Annotated in this window: 17 protein-coding genes; 4 read left to right on the top strand and 13 right to left on the bottom strand. The window is 58.3% G+C overall.

Translation table 11 applies throughout. The features are described 5' to 3' along the window. Positions 1-3 precede the first annotated feature (3 nt). From V1599_RS07505 to phoB, 7 genes are all read right to left on the bottom strand, one after another. Complete coding sequence (locus tag V1599_RS07505; RefSeq protein WP_112011229.1) at positions 4-549, bottom strand: antibiotic biosynthesis monooxygenase; 546 nt, start codon at positions 547-549, stop codon at positions 4-6. Between the two features lie 48 nt (positions 550-597). Then, positions 598-1,239 carry a hydrolase gene (locus V1599_RS07500; RefSeq protein WP_112011228.1) on the bottom strand — a complete coding sequence of 214 codons (642 nt, stop codon included), beginning with the start codon at positions 1,237-1,239 and terminating at the stop codon, positions 598-600. A gap of 201 nt (positions 1,240-1,440) precedes the next feature. Further along, complete coding sequence (malZ, locus tag V1599_RS07495) at positions 1,441-3,258, bottom strand: maltodextrin glucosidase (RefSeq protein ID WP_297118335.1); 1,818 nt, start codon at positions 3,256-3,258, stop codon at positions 1,441-1,443. 161 nt (positions 3,259-3,419) lie between these two features. Continuing rightward, the gene (gene proY / locus V1599_RS07490; protein ID WP_297118332.1) at positions 3,420-4,793 is read right to left on the bottom strand and encodes a proline-specific permease ProY; all 1,374 of its coding nucleotides are present in this window, start codon (positions 4,791-4,793) and stop codon (positions 3,420-3,422) included. A gap of 81 nt (positions 4,794-4,874) precedes the next feature. Continuing rightward, complete coding sequence (gene brnQ, locus V1599_RS07485; RefSeq protein ID WP_112011225.1) at positions 4,875-6,194, bottom strand: branched-chain amino acid transporter carrier protein BrnQ; 1,320 nt, start codon at positions 6,192-6,194, stop codon at positions 4,875-4,877. Between the two features lie 409 nt (positions 6,195-6,603). Continuing rightward, positions 6,604-7,899 (bottom strand): phosphate regulon sensor histidine kinase PhoR, encoded by a 1,296-nt coding sequence (gene phoR / locus V1599_RS07480; protein WP_395301281.1) that lies wholly within the window; start codon positions 7,897-7,899, stop codon positions 6,604-6,606. A gap of 21 nt (positions 7,900-7,920) precedes the next feature. Next, positions 7,921-8,610, bottom strand: a complete 690-nt coding sequence (phoB, locus tag V1599_RS07475; RefSeq protein WP_112011223.1) for a phosphate response regulator transcription factor PhoB — start codon at positions 8,608-8,610, stop codon at positions 7,921-7,923. Between the two features lie 187 nt (positions 8,611-8,797). Here phoB and sbcD point away from each other — a divergent pair, with 187 nt between their 5' ends. Together sbcD and sbcC are read left to right on the top strand one after the other, a co-directional pair. Beyond that, a complete protein-coding gene (gene sbcD, locus V1599_RS07470; RefSeq protein ID WP_395301280.1) occupies positions 8,798-10,003 on the top strand; it encodes an exonuclease subunit SbcD in 1,206 nt (401 codons plus the stop codon). Beyond that, positions 10,000-13,131: an exonuclease subunit SbcC gene (sbcC, locus tag V1599_RS07465; RefSeq protein ID WP_395301279.1), complete on the top strand. Its 3,132-nt coding sequence runs from the start codon at positions 10,000-10,002 to the stop codon at positions 13,129-13,131. Before sbcD ends, sbcC begins: the two co-directional genes overlap by 4 nt. 179 nt (positions 13,132-13,310) lie before the next feature. Here sbcC and mak read toward each other — a convergent pair whose 3' ends face one another. Beyond that, entirely contained in the window at positions 13,311-14,216 is a 906-nt protein-coding gene (gene mak, locus V1599_RS07460) for a fructokinase (protein WP_395301278.1), read from the bottom strand. Between the two features lie 123 nt (positions 14,217-14,339). On the opposite strand from mak, the gene rdgC reads away from it, so the two are divergent. Further along, complete coding sequence (rdgC, locus tag V1599_RS07455) at positions 14,340-15,254, top strand: recombination-associated protein RdgC (protein WP_112011219.1); 915 nt, start codon at positions 14,340-14,342, stop codon at positions 15,252-15,254. A 45-nt stretch (positions 15,255-15,299) separates the two neighbouring features. On the opposite strand, the gene ppnP is transcribed toward rdgC, so the two are convergent. The 5 genes from ppnP to V1599_RS07430 all read right to left on the bottom strand — a co-directional run bounded on the left by ppnP (position 15,300) and on the right by V1599_RS07430 (position 17,935). Further along, entirely contained in the window at positions 15,300-15,587 is a 288-nt protein-coding gene (ppnP, locus tag V1599_RS07450; protein ID WP_003859131.1) for a pyrimidine/purine nucleoside phosphorylase, read from the bottom strand. A 71-nt stretch (positions 15,588-15,658) separates the two neighbouring features. Then, a complete protein-coding gene (locus V1599_RS07445; RefSeq protein ID WP_112011218.1) occupies positions 15,659-16,336 on the bottom strand; it encodes an AroM family protein in 678 nt (225 codons plus the stop codon). A 237-nt stretch (positions 16,337-16,573) separates the two neighbouring features. After that, entirely contained in the window at positions 16,574-16,765 is a 192-nt protein-coding gene (gene yaiA / locus V1599_RS07440; RefSeq protein WP_112011217.1) for a protein YaiA, read from the bottom strand. A 44-nt stretch (positions 16,766-16,809) separates the two neighbouring features. Beyond that, entirely contained in the window at positions 16,810-17,334 is a 525-nt protein-coding gene (gene aroL / locus V1599_RS07435) for a shikimate kinase AroL (RefSeq protein WP_297118299.1), read from the bottom strand. A 142-nt stretch (positions 17,335-17,476) separates the two neighbouring features. After that, positions 17,477-17,935, bottom strand: a complete 459-nt coding sequence (locus tag V1599_RS07430; RefSeq protein ID WP_297118296.1) for a YaiI/YqxD family protein — start codon at positions 17,933-17,935, stop codon at positions 17,477-17,479. Between the two features lie 96 nt (positions 17,936-18,031). On the opposite strand from V1599_RS07430, the gene proC reads away from it, so the two are divergent. Continuing rightward, positions 18,032-18,841, top strand: a complete 810-nt coding sequence (gene proC, locus V1599_RS07425) for a pyrroline-5-carboxylate reductase (protein ID WP_395301277.1) — start codon at positions 18,032-18,034, stop codon at positions 18,839-18,841. The last annotated feature ends 12 nt before the right edge of the window (positions 18,842-18,853 follow it).

Here is an 18,853-nt window from a genome sequence, read left to right as displayed (position 1 = left end):
GAATCAGGCCTTTTTCAGCCATCCGGCGAACAGACGGGTCACGATGGGCATCCACAGCCAGACCACCAGCGCGACCACACAGGCATCGTTAATCAAATGCAGTAATAAAGATCCTTTCAGACCAGGAAGCAGCGCCCCGGTCACCAGCGGCACCACGTTGGTGCTGGGGAAAATCACCAGCAGGGTGATGAGAAACTGCTTCCACTGCTTTGGCTTACGCACGTGCGGCTCGGGCGGGGTAAACCAGAAGGCCGCCTCGGTGCGCACTTCGGTTTTGTCCCCGTCTGCCAGCGCCGGTTCAATCTCTTTCACCAGCGCGTTACGGGTTTCAGACTGCGTCCACGCATAGAGGTGTTCGGGGGTATCGAAGCGGATGATCACCGTCCAGAGGGATTGTCCCTCTGACGGGCGAATCACGTTCGCCCCGAGGTGGCCGGGAAATTCCGCCGCGATGGGCATGATTTTCCCCAGCCACTGCTCGTACCGTTCTGCCTGTCCCGGAAGAAGGGTATGGGCGATCACCAGCGTCACATGAGATGTTTGCGCCATAAGGGTTCTCTGGTCATTAACGGGCGGGAGAGCCCCGCCCGGAAAGAATTATGCTTTGCGCTCTGGCGCGCCGTGGACGAGGGTATAGGCATAATCAACGCCCATGCCGTACGCGCCGCTGTGCTCGCGCACCAGGTCCATTACCGCGTCGTAAGTGCCTTTGCGCGACCAGTCGCGCTGGTACTCAAGCAGCACCTGCTGCCAGGTCACCGGCACCGCACCGGCCTGCACCATGCGGTCAATGGCGCGTTCGTGGGCATCCACGGAGGTACCGCCGGACGTATCCGTCACCACGTAAACGTCAAAACCTTCATCAAGTGCCATTAGCGCCGGGAAGGTCAGGCACACTTCGGTCCACAGGGCAGAGATGATGAGTTTTTTGCGGCCCGTTGCTTTGACCGCCGCAACAAACGCGTCATCTTCCCAGGAGTTCATTGAGGTTCGTTCAATCGGCTTCACGTCCGGGTGCACCGCCAGCAGTTCCGGCCAAATATATCCGCTAAAGCTTTTTGTTTCGACTGAGGTATAGATAACCGGCACATCAAATATTTTGCCCGCTTTCGCCAGCGCCACCGTATTATTCTTTAATAACTGACGGTCAATATTTGCTACGCCAAACGACATTTGCGGCTGGTGATCGATAAAAATCAGCGCGGAATTTTGCGGGTCAATCAGTTCACGGATAGACATAAAAGTACCTTTTATCAAGATGTTAAAAGCCAACGATTGTGTGTGCTAAATGAGAAAGGGCCCTGACTGATTAAGCAAATTGAGTATAGCGAGAATTAATTAAGAGGATATTAAAGAAATTTGTCTCCTCTGGTGAATTAAACAGAACAAGATGAAATATATTTTGCAGCAGGCAATAAATACCTGCTGCAATTAGCAGGGTTAATTACCGAACCAAACGGACGCAGAGATCGCAGGTAATGAGAGTATCCCCTCCTGAATTCCCCCTTTCCCTTCTTTGAGCTGCCACGCCTTCACGGCCAGCAGCGGAGAGTGGTCAAGCACCACCTCGCAGGCTTCACCCCGGTTGATCGCCACCAGCACACGCTGCTGGTTATAAACGCGAGCAAACACCACCACGCTATCGTGCGCGTAGACCACCTGGCAGCCGCCGTAGCGCAGGGCCTGGCTTTGCTTGCGCAGCGTCGCCAGGCGCTGATAGAGGCTAAACAGCGTCTTATCCTGCTTCGCCTCGTCCCACGGGAAGGTTTTGCGGCAGAACGGATCGTTATTGCCGTCCAGCCCCACCTCATCGCCGTAATAAATGCACGGCACGCCGGGCCAGGTAAAGAGCCACGTTACCGCCAGCGGCAGGCGCGCGACGTCTTTGCCGAGCAGCGATTTAAACCGCGCGGTGTCGTGGCTATCGAGCTGGTTAAACATCCTCAGCTGCTGCTGATGCGACAGGCTGGCGCGGTAGTTGTCCATCCACGCCATGCAGGTTTCAGCGTCGATAGGGTTGGGATCGTAAGAGATATCGGTGTTCGCGAGGAAGCCCCACAGCGGGAAGGTAAACCCGCGATAGTTCATCGCCGCATCTTCCGCGTCGGCCTGCAGCCACTGCCGCGCGTCGCCGAAGTGTTCGCCGAAAACAAACGCCTCGGGGTTGGCGGCTTTGGCCGCACGGGTAATCGCGGCGACGTGCTGGAGGTTGTTGTGCGCCCCGCCCCCTTCCCCGAGCATATGCACCACGTCCAGCCGCCAGCCGTCCATGCTCCACGGCGCCTTCAGCCAGTGGCGCACGATGCTGTCATCATCGCCGTAGATTTCGTTAACCAGCGTAGGGGACCGGAAATCCAGCTTCGGCAGGCTAGCGTAGCCCAGCCAGTCGAGCGCGCGGCCTTCCTCATCAAAGCTGTACCAGTCGCGCTGCGGCGAGTCCGGGTTGTGACACGCCCCGCGCAGGTGCTGGTTATGGCGGTCAAACCAGGCGTGCGAATCGCCGCTGTGGTTAAACACGCCGTCCAGGATCAGGCGCATACCTTCGCTTTGGGTATTTTCCCGCAGCCGGAGCAGCGCCTCGTCGCCGCCAAACTGCGCGTCCACGCGGCGGTAATCTTCGGTATCGTACTTATGGACGCTCGGCGCCTTAAATACCGGGTTGAGGTACAGCGCGGTAACGCCGAGCTTTTTGAGGTACGGGAGCTTTTCGCTAATGCCGTCGAGATCGCCGCCGTAGAACGTCGAGCCGCCTGCCTGAGCGGTGAGCGGATCGTCCCAGTCCTTCAGAATAATATCGTGGCCCGCCGCGTGGTGGTGGTACACCTTGTCCTGATGCTCCGTGCGTTGAGCGCTTCGCGCAAAGCGGTCCGGGAAGATCTGGTAAAAGACCTGCTCGCTCACCCACTGCGGGCCCGCGTCAGGGTAATCCACGGCAAACTGCTCCAGCCGAGCGGGCGGGAAGCGGCTGAACCCCTGCGGGGTAAACCACAGCTGGCGGCTGTTCCAAAGCAGCTTAAAGCTGTAGCGGCGGCGCGGCTGCCCGCTGCGTAAATCGATGTTTGCCCGCCACGCCGTCACCCCGGGCTGCGGCTGGCTGCGCTGCTTGTGCATTGTTAGCGACGTTTCTTCGTTATCCACGTCGGTGCGAAGCGTCACGCGCTCGGGCTGATTTTCTCCCGCCAGCCAAAGCGTAATCATAAGGTTGTCTTTGTTTTGCTTAACGAATGGGGCAACCGGAAGGTGCCAGGCATTTAACATCACGCATCCCCTTTGATGAAATTGACGCCACCTTGCCACAGGGGAATGAAGGTTAGCTCACCATGACGAAATTTATTGGGGGAGGAGGACGGGGGATGAGGCATCAGTGCGGCCTGATGCCCTCATCCTGCCCCTCTCCCACGGGGAGAGGGGAAAGAGGATTACTGCGCCTGCGCCAGCTGGCGGTCGCGGCGGCGTTTAAACACCCAGCCCACCAGCAGCAGGACGATCCACGCGAAGCCAACGTACAGCGAAATACGGGTATCCGGATGGTAGCCAATCAGCGCGATGATAAACACCAGGAAGATCAGGCCAGCCACGGTGGTAGGCACCCCGCCCGGCACCTTGAACTTCAGCGCTTTTGCCTCTTCCGGGGACAGGCGGCGGCGGAACGCGATCTGCGACAGCAGGATCATAATCCACACCCACACGGTCGCAAACGTTGCCAGCGACGCAATCACCAGGAAGACGTTCTCCGGCATGATGTAGTTCAGATAGACCGAGAACAGCAGCGCGACGGTCATCACCACTACCGTTACCCACGGCGTGCCGCGGCGTGAGGTTTTGGCAAAGACCTTCGGCGCGCTGCCCTGCTCCGCCATGCCGTGCAGCATACGGCCGACGCCGAAGACGTCGCTGTTAATGGCAGAAAGCGAGGCGGTCAGCACCACGAAGTTCAGAATGCTGGCGGCAAAGGCGATGCCCATGTGCTGGAAGGTCAACACGAACGGGCTGCCGTTAGTGCCTACCTGGTTCCACGGATAGATGGACATAATCACAAACAGCGTGCCCACGTAGAACACCAGGATGCGCATCGGTACGGAGTTGATGGCGCGCGGAATGGACTTCTCCGGGTCCTTCGCTTCACCGGCGGTAATGCCGATGATTTCGATCCCGCCGTAGGCAAACATCACCATCTGTAGCGACATCACCATCCCGAGCCAGCCGTTGCTAAAGAAGCCGCCGTTGCTCCAGAGGTTGTGGATACCGGTCGGCTGCCCGCCGTTGCCAATTCCCCAGATGATGATGCCGAAACCGGCAAGAATCATGATGATGATGGTGGCAACCTTAAAGAAGGAGAACCAGAACTCCAGCTCGCCAAACACCTTCACGCTCATCAGGTTGACGGCGCAGATGATCAGCACCACGCTCAGCACCCATATCCAGTGCGGCACGGCGGGGAACCAGACGCCCATGTAGATGCCAAACGCGGTCACATCAGCGATGGCCACGATCAGGATTTCAAAGCAGTAGGTCCAGCCGGTGATGAATCCCGCCAGCGGGCCCAGGTTTTCCTGCGCATAGCGTGAGAAGGAGCTGGCTGACGGGTTATGAACGGACATTTCCCCCAGCGCGCGCATGATGATATACGCCGCCACGCCGCCGATGATGTACGCCAGCAGCACGCTGGGACCGGCCATTTTAATGGCATCTGCCGAGCCATAAAAAAGACCGGTACCGATAGCAGAGCCAAGCGCCATAAAGCGGATGTGGCGCGTGCTCAGTCCACGCTTAAGTTTGTTAGTGCTTTCCATTTAAATCTTGCCATTCAACACGAAAAAAACAAAAAACCACGGGGCCTTAAGCCCCGTGGTTAAACAGTTTGTTGCCGTTGATTAATGGACGTTCGATGCCACCTGACGCCCTGCAGCACGGTCCCAGATAATCGCCAGCACCAGTGCAACAACGGTAGGCATCAGCCAGGCCAGTCCCTGCTCGGACAGCGGCAGACGCTGTGTCCAGGCAGGCAGGATTTCTGCGAATGCTGATGCTTTGATCCCGTCAAGGATACCAAAAATCAGGCTGATAAACATGGCTGGCGCAATAATTCGCGATGAGTTATTCCACCACGGGCGGGTGAAGCTCAGCACCACCAGCACGATGCACGGCGGATAAATCGCCGTCAGCACCGGAATGGAGACCTGGATCAGGTGGCTCAGACCGAGGTTAGACACCGCCATGGAGAAGATGCCGAGGATAAACACCAGCGTGCGGTATGAGAGCGGCAGGTACTGCGCAAAGAACTCTGCGCAGGCGCAGGTCAGGCCAACCGCCGTCACCAGGCACGCGAGGAAGATCAGTACCGCCAGCAGCATGCTGCCCGCGCCGCCGAAGGTGTGCTGCACGTAAGCATGAAGGATTGCCGCACCGTTGGCGTTCTGGTCAACCAGCGTCGCGCTGTCGGAGCCCAGGCGGAACAGCGCCAGATACAGCAGCGTCAGGCCCACGCCTGCCATCAGGCCGGCCCAAATCGTGTAGCGGGTCAGCAGGCGCGCTTCGGTCACGCCACGCGAACGTGCGGCGTTGACGATAACGATGCCAAACACCATCGCCCCCAGCGTATCCATGGTCAGATAGCCGTTCACGAAACCGTTAGAGAACGCGGCGTTCTTATAAGCATCCATCGCATCGCTGATTGGGCCAGCAGGCCAAACGATGGCCGCAACGGCCAGCACGATCAGCGCAATAATTTTCAGCGGTGCCAGGAAGTTACCTACGGTATCCAGCAGCTTGCCCGGATAGAGGGAGACCAGAATCACAATCGCGAAGTAAACCAGGCTGTAGATAAACAGCGGCATCGCGCCATCGCCGGTCAGCGGAGCAATCCCCACTTCGAAAGAAACGGTCGCGGTGCGCGGGGTGGCGAACAGCGGGCCGACGGCCAGATAGCAGACGGTTGCCAGCAGAACGCCAGCCACTTTGCCAATCGGGGTGCTGAGGCTATCTACGCCGCCGCCGACTTTCGCCAGCGCAACCACGGTCAGAACCGGTAGGCCCACGGCAGTAATCAGGAACCCAAACGCAGCCGTCCAGACGTGTTCACCCGCCTGTAAGCCAACCATGGGTGGAAAAATGATGTTGCCTGCGCCAACGAACAGCGCGAATGTCATAAAGCCCAGCGCGATGATGTCACGCGATTTTAAATGATGGGTCATAAAACCTTACTGCCTGTGGATGTGGTGTTGTAAACGTTGAGTTTTTCGCCATCCCTCACGGGACAATACAGCAGAAAATTTGCTCAATTTCAGCGGGATATTCTCCCGTCCTGGCGTGGAGAAGAATAGTTTTTCGATTTACCACGCAAATACAGTCGGTATGACAGTATCAGGTGGGGAATTTAAACGCTTATAACGTTTAAAGGCAAGGAGGGATCGTAAAACCAGAACAATATGCCAGTATGAAAATACAGGCTAGCACAATACGCTAATTATCCGAAAAACCCATGGCTAATCATGCGAACAAAAAAGCATCAACCGTATAAAATTCATCCGCGTTTCGCTTGACCGCAAAGAAAACGGGCCAGCAATCGCTGGCCCGTGGAAAGGTGAGATAACACGCCCGCGGTCAGGCGCTTTTTTTGGCAATTAATCGTTCCGGAATAACGAAGCTAAAGCGCGTGCCTTTCCCCACCGTACTCTGAATTTCCAGGCGTCCTTCATGGTGGTTTACCGCGTGCTTGACGATGGCCAGCCCCAGGCCGCTGCCCCCGGTCTGCCGCGATCGCGCTTTGTCCACGCGATAGAAACGCTCGGTCAGGCGCGGAATATGCTCCGGCGCGATCCCCGGTCCGTTATCCTCGACGCTAAACTCTGCGCCGGCCCCCACGCGCTGCCAGCGCACCACGATCTTCGTCCCCTCGGGCGTATGGTTCACCGCGTTGTACACCAGGTTCGACACGGCGCTTCGCAGCTCATCTTCACTGCCCAGCACCTTCAGGCCGCTGTCGACGTCAAATAGCAGCTCATGACGACTGTGGCTCAGGGTTTGCGCTTCCCGTTCGACCAGGCGAAGCATGACGGGCACGTCAATGGTGTCGTTCAGGGCCAGGGACGGCGCGGCCTCGATTTTTGACAGCGTCAGCAGCTGCTTCACCAGCCCTTCCATGCGGTGCGTTTGCTCGCGCATGGTATGGAGCGCCTTCTCGCGCGGCGCGCCCTCCAGCGTTTGCTCCTGCATCATCTCCAGATAGCCCTGCAGCACCGTCAGCGGCGTGCGCAGCTCGTGGCTGACGTTAGCAAAGAAGTTACGCCGCGCCCCTTCAAGCTGGTGCATTTGCGTCACGTCGCGCGCCACCATCAGCCACTGCCTGTCGCTGTAGGGCATCACGCGGATTTCAAGATGTCGGCCGTTGTTAAGCTTGAGGTTGTGCGGGCGCGTAAAGTCGCGCTTTTTCAGATACAGCGTGAACTCGGGGTAGCGCAGAAGGTTAAGAATATTCTGGCCGTTATCGTCCGGCCAGCGCAGGCCCAGCAGCTGTTGCGCCAGGCCGTTACACCAGAAGATGGTCCCTTCTTCCGTGGTCAGAATGACCGCATCCGGCAGCGACTCCGCGCCGCTACGGAAGCGTTTGATCAGGCTTCCCAGCTCGCGGCGACGCTTTTTATTGCGCATCTGCATCTGGTGCAGACCGTAGAGCAGCGGCTCCCAGCTCCCGCTTCCGGGCGGTGGCGTCATGCTTCTGTCCACCCACAGCCACCAGGAAAGGCGCAGCAGGTTCCAGAAGTGCCAAATCAACAGCCCGGTAACTGACGCCAGCAAAAACCACGGCAGATGACCAAAAATAGCCCCCAGAATAAGGGCCGGAATACAGCATAAGATCAGTTCAAAGACGAGCCTTTTCCATGACAGACGTTCCAGCACGCGTCACACTCCTGTCATTATTCAGAAACGGGTCGAAAAACGATAACCCGTGCCGCGGACCGTCTGCACCATGCGATCGTGGCCGCTCAGTTCCAGCGCTTTACGCAGGCGGCGAATATGCACGTCTACCGTTCGATCTTCGACGTATACGTTAGTGCCCCAGACGTTGTTTAGCAGCTGTTCGCGGCTGTAAACGCGCTCCGGGTGCGTCATAAAGAAATGCAGGAGCTTAAATTCGGTCGGCCCCATATCAAGAGGGCTTTCGCCGGTCATCACGCGGTGCGAGGTTGGGTCAAGGCTCAGCCCCTGCATCTCAATCACCTCTTCCACCGCCATCGGCGAAATGCGGCGCATCACGGCTTTGATGCGGGCAACCAGCTCTTTCGGCGAGAACGGTTTGGTAACGTAATCATCCGCGCCGGTTTCCAGACCGCGCACGCGGTCCTCTTCTTCGCCGCGCGCCGTCAGCATCACCACCGGAATGTCGCGGGTCATCGCTTCGCGCTTAATGTGCTTGATAAACTGTAGCCCAGAGCCGCCGGGCAGCATCCAGTCAAGCAGGATCAGATCGGGCCAGGGTTCATTCAGCTGGTTCACCGCGCTGTCATAATCTTCCGCTTCAACCGGCTGGAAGCCGTTTTGTTCGAGCACGAAGCACACCATTTCACGAATCGGAGCTTCATCTTCTACGACCAGAATACGTCTCGCCATACTTTGCCCTGTCTTCTCTTATTTAAGTTACAAGTGTGTAATGCGGCGCCATTATGCGTCAGATTTATGACAGATTTATGAAAAACATTACCACCATCAATGGCAAACTGTTGTTTTATTACAGCGGTTATTTTCCGCCCCCTGAACGTTTATAATCGCGTTTCCCTTTTATTGCCACGGAACTGTTATGCGCCTACTTCACACCTCGGACTGGCATCTGGGTCAAAATTTTTACAGCAAAAGCCGCGCGGCCGAACACGACGCGTTCCTGCGCTGGCTGCTGAACACGGCTCGGGAGCAGGAGGTGGATGCCATTATCGTGGCGGGCGATATTTTTGATACCGGCCAGCCGCCGAGCTATGCGCGCGAGCTTTATAACCGCTTCGTGGTGAATCTTCAGAAAACGGGCTGCCATCTGGTGATTGTCGCCGGCAACCACGACTCCGTGGCAACGCTGAATGAATCCCGCGATATTCTGGCGTTCCTCAACACGACCGTCGTCGCCAGCGCCGGACACGCGCCGCAGATCCTGAACAAGCGCGACGGCACGCCCGGCGCGGTGCTGTGCCCGGTTCCCTTCCTGCGCCCGCGCGATATCGTGCAAAGCCAGGCCGGGCTTTCCGGCGGTGAAAAGCAGCAGCATCTGCTGCAACGCATTACCGAGTACTATCACCAGCAGTATGCCGACGCCTGCGCCCTGCGCGGCGAACAGCAAATTCCAGTGATTGCGACCGGGCACCTCACCACCGTTGGCGCCAGCAAAAGCGACGCGGTGCGCGACATCTATATCGGCACGCTGGATGCCTTCCCGGCGCAAAATTTCCCCCCAGCGGACTACATCGCACTCGGGCACATTCACCGCGCGCAGGTCATCGGCGGCTGCGAACATATTCGCTACTGCGGATCGCCCATTTCGCTCAGCTTTGATGAAACCGGCAAAGCAAAATCCGTGCATCTGGTGAGCTTCACCGACGGAAAACTCAGCGCCGTCGAGACGCTGGAGGTGCCCGTCACCCAGCCGCTGGCGGTGCTCAAGGGCGATCTTGACGCCATTACCGCCCAGCTTGAGCAATGGCGCGATGCCGCGCTGAATCCGCCCGTCTGGCTGGATATCGAAATCACCACCGACGACTACCTGCACGATATGCAGCGCAAAATTCAGACGCTGACGGAGGATCTGCCGGTGGAAGTGCTGCTGGTGCGCCGCAGCCGCGAGCAGCGCGAGAAAATCCTGTTAAGCGCGCAGCGGGAAACGCTCAGCGAGCTGCGGGTTGAAGAGGTATTTGAACGCAGGCTTTCGCAGGAGGAAATCGACGATGCGAAGCGCGCAAGGCTTAGCGAACTGTTTAGCCATACTCTCCAGGCGCTGAACGACGAGGACGACAACGCATGAAAATTTTGAGCCTGCGCCTGAAAAACCTCAACTCGCTCAAGGGTGAATGGAAAATCGACTTTACCGCAGAGCCGTTTGCCAGCAACGGGCTGTTTGCCATTACCGGCGCGACAGGCGCGGGTAAAACCACCCTGCTGGACGCCATCTGCCTGGCGCTTTACCACGAGACGCCGCGCCTGAATAAGGTCTCCCAGGCGCAAAACGATCTGATGACGCGCGACACCGCCGAGTGCCTGGCGGAAGTTGAATTTGAAGTAAAAGGCATCGCCTACCGCGCGTTCTGGAGCCAGAACCGCGCGCGAAACCAGCCGGACGGCAACCTGCAGGCGCCGCGCGTTGAGCTGGCGCGCTGCGAAGACGGTAAAATCCTCGCGGACAAAGCCAGCGATAAGCTGGAGCAAACCGCCGCGCTCACCGGCCTGGACTACGGCCGCTTCACCCGCTCAATGCTGCTCTCTCAGGGGCAGTTTGCCGCCTTCCTGAATGCCAAACCGAGCGATCGCGCCGAGCTGTTAGAAGAGCTGACCGGCACGGAAATTTACGGCCAGATTTCGGCCATGGTCTTTGAAAAACACAAGGCCGCCCGCAGCGCGCTTGAGATATGCGAAGCGCAGGCCGCGGGCGTGGTGCTGCTTGACGAAGAACAGCAGCAGCAGTTGCAGCAAAGTTTGCAGGCGCTTACTGACGAAGAGAAAATCCTGCTGGCTGAGCAGCAAAACCACCAGAAAGCGTTCCAGTGGCTGACGCGCAGCGACGAGCTGATTCGTGAACAGCAGCGTGCCGCCGCTTCGCAGCAGCAGGCGCAGCAGGCACTGACCGATGCCGCGCCGGAGCTGGCAAAGCTCCAGCTCGCTCACCCCGCCGCCCAGCTGCGCCCGCTGTGGGAGCGCCAGCAGGAGCAAACCACCCGCCTGGCGCAGACCACCCAGGCCATTGCTGAAGTAAATACTCGCTTACTCGATAGAGCAGCGCTTCGCTCGCGTATTCGCAACGCCGCGCTCCGCCATCGGGAGCAGCTTCAGGCCGAGCATACGGCCCTGGCGCAATGGCTGAGCGAGCATGAACGTTTTGGCCAGTGGGGACAGCAGATTGCCGGCTGGCGGGCGCAGTTCGCGCAGCTAAATCGCGATAAACACCAGCTTGCAGCGCAATCGGCGCGCATTGCTGAACTGCGCCAGAAGCTGGCTGAAATGCCGGAGAACGCGCTGACGCTGACGGCGGAGGCCATCACAACGGCAATGGAGCAGCAGGCGCAGTCGCGGGCGCTCCGCCAGCGCCTGACCGCGCTTCACGCGCGCTATCAGCCACTGCAAAAACGGCTGCGCCAGAATGCGGAAAGCGTGCAGAAAGCGCAGGCTGAGCAGGTAAAACTTAACGAAACCCTGAGCCTGCGCCGTCAGCAGTACAAAGAAAAAAATCAGCACTATCAGGATGTTGTTACGCTTTGCGAGCAAGAAAAGACCATCAAGAAACTGGAGGCGGAGCGGTCAGATTTGCAGTCAGGCAAACCTTGTCCGCTCTGTGGTTCAACCACTCATCCGGCCGTCACGGAATACCGGGCGCTGGAGCTGAGCGCCAACCAGCTGCGCCGTGACGCGCTCGCCAAAGAGGTTGCCGCGCTGAAAGACGAAGGGCTGCTGGTGCTCGGGCAGGTGAATGCCCTGACCCAACAGATCCAGCGCGAGACAGAAGACGCTCAGGCGATCTCTCAGGAAGAGCAAGCGCTCACTAAAGAGTGGCTGGAGGTCTGCACCTCCCTGAACATAGCGCTGAACATTCAGGATGATATCGCCCCCTGGATGAACGAGCAGGAGCACTACGAGCGCCAGCTCTATCAGCTCAGCCAGCGCCTGACCCTGCAAAACCAGCTCAATGAGCTGGACGCACAGGCGCACCAGTACCAGCAGCAGCTGACCTCGACGGGCCAGGCGCTGTCGTCCTCGCTCCAGCCGCTGTCGCTTAACGTGCCCGATGAGGGGGCTGAGAGCGTCTGGCTCAGCGCACGCGAAACCGAATATGCCCAATGGCAGGAAAAACAGACCCAGCACGCGGCGATTCAGGAACGTATAAACGCGTTGATGCCCATTCTGGACACGCTGCCGGTCGGCGACGACGCACAAGCCGAAGCGGTGATTCCTGAACACTGGCGCGCGATCCACGACGAGTGCGTGTCGCTGCAAAGCCAGCTCAATACGCTTCAGCAGCAAGAAACGCTGGAGCGCGAACGGCTCCAGCACTCTCAGGCCCAGTTCAGCGCCGCGCTGGACGCAAGCTGCTTCGCCGATCGCGACGCGTTCCTCGCCGCACTGCTGGATGACGATACCCTCCGCCGCCTTGAGCAGCTTAAACAGACGCTCGAGAATCAGCTCCAGCAGGCCACGGCGCTGGCCGGGCAGGCCAATCAGCTGCTTGCCGGGCATCAGACGCTTCGCCCACAGGGGCTGGAGGCCGATGCGCCAGCGCTGCAGGCGACGCTGACGCAGCTGGCGCAAAAACTGCGTGAAAATACCACGCGTCAGGGCGAGATCCGCCAGCAGCTCAAGCAGGACAGCGATAACCGCGCTCATCAGCAGACGCTGATGCAGCAAATTGCGGAGGCTTCACGGCTGGCGGACGACTGGGGATATCTTAACGCGCTCATCGGTTCCAGCACCGGGGACAAATTCCGCAAGTTCGCGCAGGGGCTGACGCTCGATAATCTGGTCTGGCTCGCCAACCAGCAGCTTAACCGCCTGCACGGGCGCTACCTGCTGCAGCGCAAACCGAGCGACGCGCTGGAGCTGGAAGTGGTGGATACCTGGCAGGCCGACGCGGTACGCGATACCCGCACCCTTTCCGGCGGCGAAAGCTTCCTGGTCAGCCTGGCGCTGGCGCTGGCGCTTTCCGATCTGGTGAGCCATAAAACGCGCATTGATTCGCTGTTCCTCGATGAAGGCTTCGGCACGCTGGACAGCGAAACGCTGGATACGGCGCTGGACGCCCTCGACGCGCTGAACGCCACCGGTAAAACCATCGGCGTGATTAGCCACGTTGAGGCGATGAAGGAGCGGATTCCGGTGCAGATCAAGGTGAAGAAAATTAACGGGCTGGGGTACAGCAGGCTGGATAAGGCGTTTGCGGTGGAATAAATGGGGGAATGGTGCGGTCTGATGCCCTCACCCTGGCCCTCTCCCACGGGGAGAGGGTAAAAACACCAAAAACAGCAACTTACGTTGCTGTTTTGCTTTTACCTTGCCTCACCCTGGCCCTCTCCCACAGGGAGAGGGTACAAACATCAAAAACAGCAACTTACGTTGCTGTTTTGCTTTTATTCCGGCCACAGCCACGCAGCGCCGCGCACGCCGCTGGAGTCGCCGTGTACCGCTTTACGGATCGGCGTTTCGCACTCGCCGCCGAACACCCACTGCTTCACCAGGTTCGGCACCGTGGCGTATAGCCGATCCACGTTGCTCATGCCGCCGCCGAGCACAATCACGTCGGGATCGAGAATATTCACCACGTGCGCCAGCGATTTCGCCAGCCGCAGCTCGTAGCGGCTGAGCGCCAGCTCCGCAACCGGATCCTGCTCTTCGACCAGCCGCATAATTTCATTGCCCTTCAGCGGCTGACCGCTCAGGCGGTGGTAGTCGGTCGCGAAGCCGGTGCCGGAGATAAACGTCTCAATACAGCCCTGCTTGCCGCAGTAGCACGGCACTTCCGCGCGGTATTTTAGTTCGTCCTCGTCCATCCAGGGCAGCGGGTTGTGCCCCCACTCGCCCGCCGTGCCGTTGCCGCCGATGTGCGCCCGCCCGCCGAACGCCACGCCCGCACCGCAGCCGGTGCCGATAATCACCGCAAACACGGTCTGCGCGCCGGCCGCCGCGCCGTCGATAGCTTCAGACACCGCCAGGCAGTTCGCATCGTTTGCCAGCCGCACCTCGCGGTTCAGGCGCGCGCTCAGGTCCTTATCGAACGGCTGGCCGTTGAGCCACGTCGAGTTGGCGTTTTTAACCACCCCGGTGTAGGGCGAAATCGATCCCGGTATGCCCATCCCGACGGTGCCCGTCTGCCCCGTCTCCCGCTCCGCCATCTCAACGAGCCGGGCGATCGTCTCGATTGTCTGGCGATAATCATCGCGCGGCGTAGGCAGGCGGTGGCGAAACAGCTGCTCCCCCTGTTCGCTCAGCGCAATCACTTCTGTTTTCGTACCGCCCAAATCAATACCAATACGCACGGGTGACTCCTCATTATCTTGATTATCAACAGAGTAGAAGCACGCTTCCCGATTAGCAATGCAAGGGATGCGACAATTCGTTATCATGCCCGCTGATTTAACGACAAGGCCGTGGAAATTATCATGCTGTGGTTCAAAAATTTGATGGTTTACCGTCTCAGCCGCGACGTTTCGCTGCGTGCAGAAGAGATGGAAAAACAGTTAGCCGCTTACACCTTTTCCCCTTGCGGTAGCCAGGATATGGCGAAAACCGGCTGGGTTCCGCCAATGGGTTCACAAAGCGATGCGCTGACCCACGCCAGCAGCACGGGGCAAATCATCGTTTGCGCCCGTAAAGAGGAGAAGATCCTGCCGACGCCGGTGGTGAAGCAGGCGCTCGAAGCGAAGATCTTCAAGCTGGAAGCCGAACAGGGCCGCAAGCTGAAAAAAACGGAAAAAGACTCGCTGAAAGACGAAGTGCTGCACTCTCTGCTGCCGCGCGCGTTCAGCCGCTTTAGCCAGACGATGATGTGGATCGATACGGTCAACGGCCTGATTATGGTGGACTGCGCCAGCGCCAAGAAAGCGGAAGATACGCTGGCCCTGCTGCGTAAGAGCCTCGGCTCGCTGCCGGTGGTACCGCTGGCGCTGGAAACGCCGATCGAGCTGACGCTGACCGAGTGGGTGCGCAGCGGGACGGCCGCGCAGGGCTTCCAGATCCTCGACGAAGCGGAACTTAAGGCGCTGCTCGAAGACGGCGGCGTGATCCGCGCGAAAAAACAGGATCTGGTCAGCGACGAAATCGCCGTACACATTGAGGCGGGCAAGGTGGTGACCAAGCTGGCGCTGGACTGGCAGCAGCGCATTCAGTTCGTGATGTGCGACGACGGCTCGGTGAAGCGTCTGAAGTTCTGTGATGAGCTGCGCGATCAGAACGAAGATATCGATCGGGAAGATTACGCCCAGCGCTTCGACGCGGACTTTATCCTGATGACCGGCGAGCTGGCGGCGCTGATCCAGAGCCTGGTGGAAGGTCTCGGCGGCGAAGCGCAGAGATAATCGCCCTTCACTCTAACCCTCTCCCCATAGGGGAGAGGGAAAAAATTATTTCAGATATCGGCACAGATAAGAGGTTGGCTCAGCAACCTGTAAATGAAACTCGCTGTGGCCCGGCACGTTGAAAACCTGCCCGGCAGAATAGACCTTCCACTCCGTTTCCCCCGGCAGTAAGACGTTCAGCGCACCGCTGACCACCGTCATTTCTTCCGCTTCCGCCGTACCAAAGGTGTATTCCCCTTCAGCCATAACGCCAACGCTGGCGCGGCCAGTGCTGCTGCTGGTAAAACCAATCGATTTCACTTTACCGGAAAAGTATTCGTTACTCTGAAGCATGGGCTGTCCCTTGTATTTTTAGATAAAAATCCACTATAGGGGCCATGCTTGTAACCTGTCACGCAAAATCATCAGGCCAGCAGCTCGGAGGCCAGGCGGGCCACCAGAACGTTCGATAAAAGTACGGGAACGTCCAGCGCCTTTTGCAAAAGGTCGCGATGGCGCTGGTGAAAACCAAGGCAGTCCAGCATCAAAACATCCGCGCCCGACTCTATCAGCTCGCGCCCTGCGGCAATCAGCTTGGTTTCGCTGTCCCAGAACGGGTTCGCCAGCGCATAGTGCGGCGGATTCGCCAGCGCCTTCCACTTGTTGGCCTGATTATCAATAAGTTCTTCGATTGGCACGATCACCCCAACCTGATGCCCGTCCACGATCGAAGCCACCAGCGGCGGGATGATGCGCATCGGTTCGAGCAGGATCGCATTTCGCGCGACCAGCCCGGTAATCGGAGCCGTGCTCATCAACAAAATGACGTCATAGCGTTGATTATCCAGCACTTCAATCACGCCCTGCAGGGCGCGCTCGATCTTCTGCCGGGAAACGTGCGCCATTTTACCGTCGCTTAACAATGTCGGCAGGGGGTCCTCTCCCGGTTCTATCGCGTAGTCTTCCATGACCTCTTCCCGACTCATCTTGCCGAGCAGGCTCAAATGCGAGATCTGTTGTTCAGAGACATGCTCCGTTAAGAGCGGTAATACTTCGCTTACAGGAACCACCCCGATCGTGAGGATCGCCAATGTTGCCTTCATTTTTTTCGCCTTCAATCACTACCACTGCGTTAACACAGGCACAGGCTCACTACGCTGTACGGTTTTATTTTCAAATAAACAGCAAAAAAGCGTAGCAGCAGATCTCTACAGCGAAGTGTAAAGATCTGGCGGCCTTTCCGAATCTACCTGTAATAACTAAATATTAACCCCTGCTTAACAACACCGATGAGTTAAAAGTGTGATTCAGGCACGGTTGTGACGAATTTAGGATTTCTATCAGGACTTTTCAGGATCTTCGTAGCGCCGCTTGGCGTCCAGCGCTTCCTGCTCGGTTTCATGTTCGCTGATTAGCGAATCGGGCTTAGGGTGATCGGCCCGCAGCTGGTACCAGGTCACGGTCCGATCGGTGCTGCCTTTTTCTACGGTCACGATGCGCGCTTCGCGCGGATAGGGAGGTCTGGTTGGCATAGCTCATCCTTATTTTTTGTCTGAGCTATGAGTATAGACGGCGGCTAGCTGGCGCAGGCTAAAGGCAGGACGGTAATAATCTGATTTACCACTTCCTGCGGCGAAAGAGAGGCATCAACAACATGGTGCGCCGCCTCGCGGTAGAGCGCATCGCGCTCCTCCAGCACGTCGCTGACCTCTTCGCTAATCGGTTTGCCCGTCAGCGTTGGCCGCTGGCCCTCTTCCGGAAACGCCTCAAGGCGGCCCACCAGCGTGTCGACCGGCGCGCAGAGGTAAATCACAATCCCTTTTTCGCGCATGAACTGGCGGTTTTGCTCTGCCAGGATAATTCCACCGCCCGTGGCAATCACGGTTGAAGGCGCGGCAACGGCCTCCAGCGCGGCGGTTTCACGCGCGCGAAAGCTTTCCCAGCCCTCTTTCTCGACAATCTCGGCGATGGTTTCGCCGGCAACCGCCTGAAGCCGGTGGTCGGTATCGACAAACTGGCTTTGGCACGCGCGCGCCAGTTCGAGGCCAACGGTGGTTTTCCCACAGCCGCGGGGGCCAACTAAAAAGATGGGTTGGGTCATAACCAGGTGTTCCCCTTGATGCCGGATGGCTGAAGACTGTAAAGAAATGATTGCAGAAGATGTTGCGCTAACTTTACTGCAAAGCAGCAGGGAAAGACAACCCCGATGCGTCTCACCCTACCATAAATGAAAACAATTATCATTAAGCCGTGCGGCGTTTAACTTCCAGCAGCCATTTATCCAGCTCGGCGGCAAACTGCTGGCGATCCCTTTGGGATAAGGAGTCCGGCCCGCCGGTTTGCACGCCGCTGGCGCGCAGGGTGTCCATAAAATCGCGCATGGTGAGCTTTTCGCGAATGGTGGCGGGCGAGTAGCGTTCACCGCGCGGGTTCAGCGCCGCGGCCCCTTTCTCCAGCACTTCGGCGGCCAGCGGAATGTCTGCCGTAATCACTAAATCTTCCGCGCTGCACTGCCGCACAATTTCGTTATCCGCCACGTCAAAACCAGCCGGAACGCGCATAGAGCGGATAAAGCGGGACGGCGGAACGCGGATATTCTGGTTCGCCACCAGCGTCATCGGCATCTGCACGCGCTCGGCGGCGCGGAATAAAATCTCTTTAATGACATTCGGACACGCGTCCGCATCAACCCAAATCGCCATATTCTCTCCCCTAATGACATTGACGGCTATTGTCGCCTGCTTTTCATTGTTAAGCTATCCATCAGAGATAACGAGGCATAATAACGGAGAAACGTGATGGATAAGAAAATCGGGTTTATCGGCTGCGGCAACATGGGCAAAGCCATTCTCGGCGGCCTGATCGCCAGCGGCCAGGTGCTGCCGGGGCAGATTTGGGTCTATACCCCATCACCGGATAAGGTCGCCGCGCTGCGCGACGAGTACGGCATTAACGCTGCCGAAAGCGCGCAGGAAGTGGCCCAGGTGGCCGACATCGTCTTCGGTGCCGTCAAGCCTAACATCATGATTAAGGTGCTGAGCGAAATAACCTCCAGCCTGAATAAAGAGACGCTGGTGGTTTCCATTGCCGCGGGCGTCACCCTCGATCAGCTGGCCCGCGCGCTCGGGCACGACCGCAAGATTGTGCGCGCCATGCCGAACACGCCGTCGCTGGTCAATGCAGGGATGACTTCCGTCACCCCGAACGCGCTGGTTACGTCCGAAGACGTGGCCGACGTGCTGAATATTTTCCGCTGCTTCGGTGAAGCCGAAGTGATTGCCGAATCGATGATCCACCCGGTAGTGGGCGTCAGCGGCTCCGCTCCCGCGTACGTCTTTATGTTCATCGAAGCCATGGCCGACGCCGCCGTGCTGGGCGGTATGCCGCGCGCTCAGGCCTATAAATTTGCGGCCCAGGCGGTGATGGGCTCCGCCAAAATGGTGCTGGAAACCGGTAAGCATCCGGGCGAGCTCAAGGACATGGTGTGCTCCCCAGGAGGCACAACCATTGAAGCCGTGCGCGTGCTGGAGGATCGCGGCTTCCGTTCGGCGGTGATCGAGGCAATGGAAAAATGCATGGAAAAATCAGAGAAGCTCAGTAAGTCCTGAAGGAAATCATCG

It is taken from the genome of Enterobacter sp. ECC-175 (genome assembly GCF_043968675.1).
Lineage (GTDB): Bacteria > Pseudomonadota > Gammaproteobacteria > Enterobacterales > Enterobacteriaceae > Enterobacter.
Note: the sequence above shows the minus strand (reverse complement) of the source record. Positions and strands in the feature narration are given on the sequence as shown.

Coding starts and splice junctions, on each gene's coding strand:
- V1599_RS07430 (WP_297118296.1), bottom strand. CDS start 17,935: ATGGCGATTTGGGTTGATGCGGACGCGTGTCCGAATGTCATTAAAGAG.
- proY (WP_297118332.1), bottom strand. CDS start 4,793: ATGGAAAGCACTAACAAACTTAAGCGTGGACTGAGCACGCGCCACATC.
- sbcC (WP_395301279.1), top strand. CDS start 10,000: ATGAAAATTTTGAGCCTGCGCCTGAAAAACCTCAACTCGCTCAAGGGT.
- rdgC (WP_112011219.1), top strand. CDS start 14,340: ATGCTGTGGTTCAAAAATTTGATGGTTTACCGTCTCAGCCGCGACGTT.
- proC (WP_395301277.1), top strand. CDS start 18,032: ATGGATAAGAAAATCGGGTTTATCGGCTGCGGCAACATGGGCAAAGCC.
- yaiA (WP_112011217.1), bottom strand. CDS start 16,765: ATGCCAACCAGACCTCCCTATCCGCGCGAAGCGCGCATCGTGACCGTA.
- V1599_RS07445 (WP_112011218.1), bottom strand. CDS start 16,336: ATGAAGGCAACATTGGCGATCCTCACGATCGGGGTGGTTCCTGTAAGC.
- aroL (WP_297118299.1), bottom strand. CDS start 17,334: ATGACCCAACCCATCTTTTTAGTTGGCCCCCGCGGCTGTGGGAAAACC.
- phoB (WP_112011223.1), bottom strand. CDS start 8,610: ATGGCGAGACGTATTCTGGTCGTAGAAGATGAAGCTCCGATTCGTGAA.
- V1599_RS07500 (WP_112011228.1), bottom strand. CDS start 1,239: ATGTCTATCCGTGAACTGATTGACCCGCAAAATTCCGCGCTGATTTTT.
- V1599_RS07505 (WP_112011229.1), bottom strand. CDS start 549: ATGGCGCAAACATCTCATGTGACGCTGGTGATCGCCCATACCCTTCTT.
- brnQ (WP_112011225.1), bottom strand. CDS start 6,194: ATGACCCATCATTTAAAATCGCGTGACATCATCGCGCTGGGCTTTATG.
- malZ (WP_297118335.1), bottom strand. CDS start 3,258: ATGTTAAATGCCTGGCACCTTCCGGTTGCCCCATTCGTTAAGCAAAAC.
- sbcD (WP_395301280.1), top strand. CDS start 8,798: ATGCGCCTACTTCACACCTCGGACTGGCATCTGGGTCAAAATTTTTAC.
- ppnP (WP_003859131.1), bottom strand. CDS start 15,587: ATGCTTCAGAGTAACGAATACTTTTCCGGTAAAGTGAAATCGATTGGT.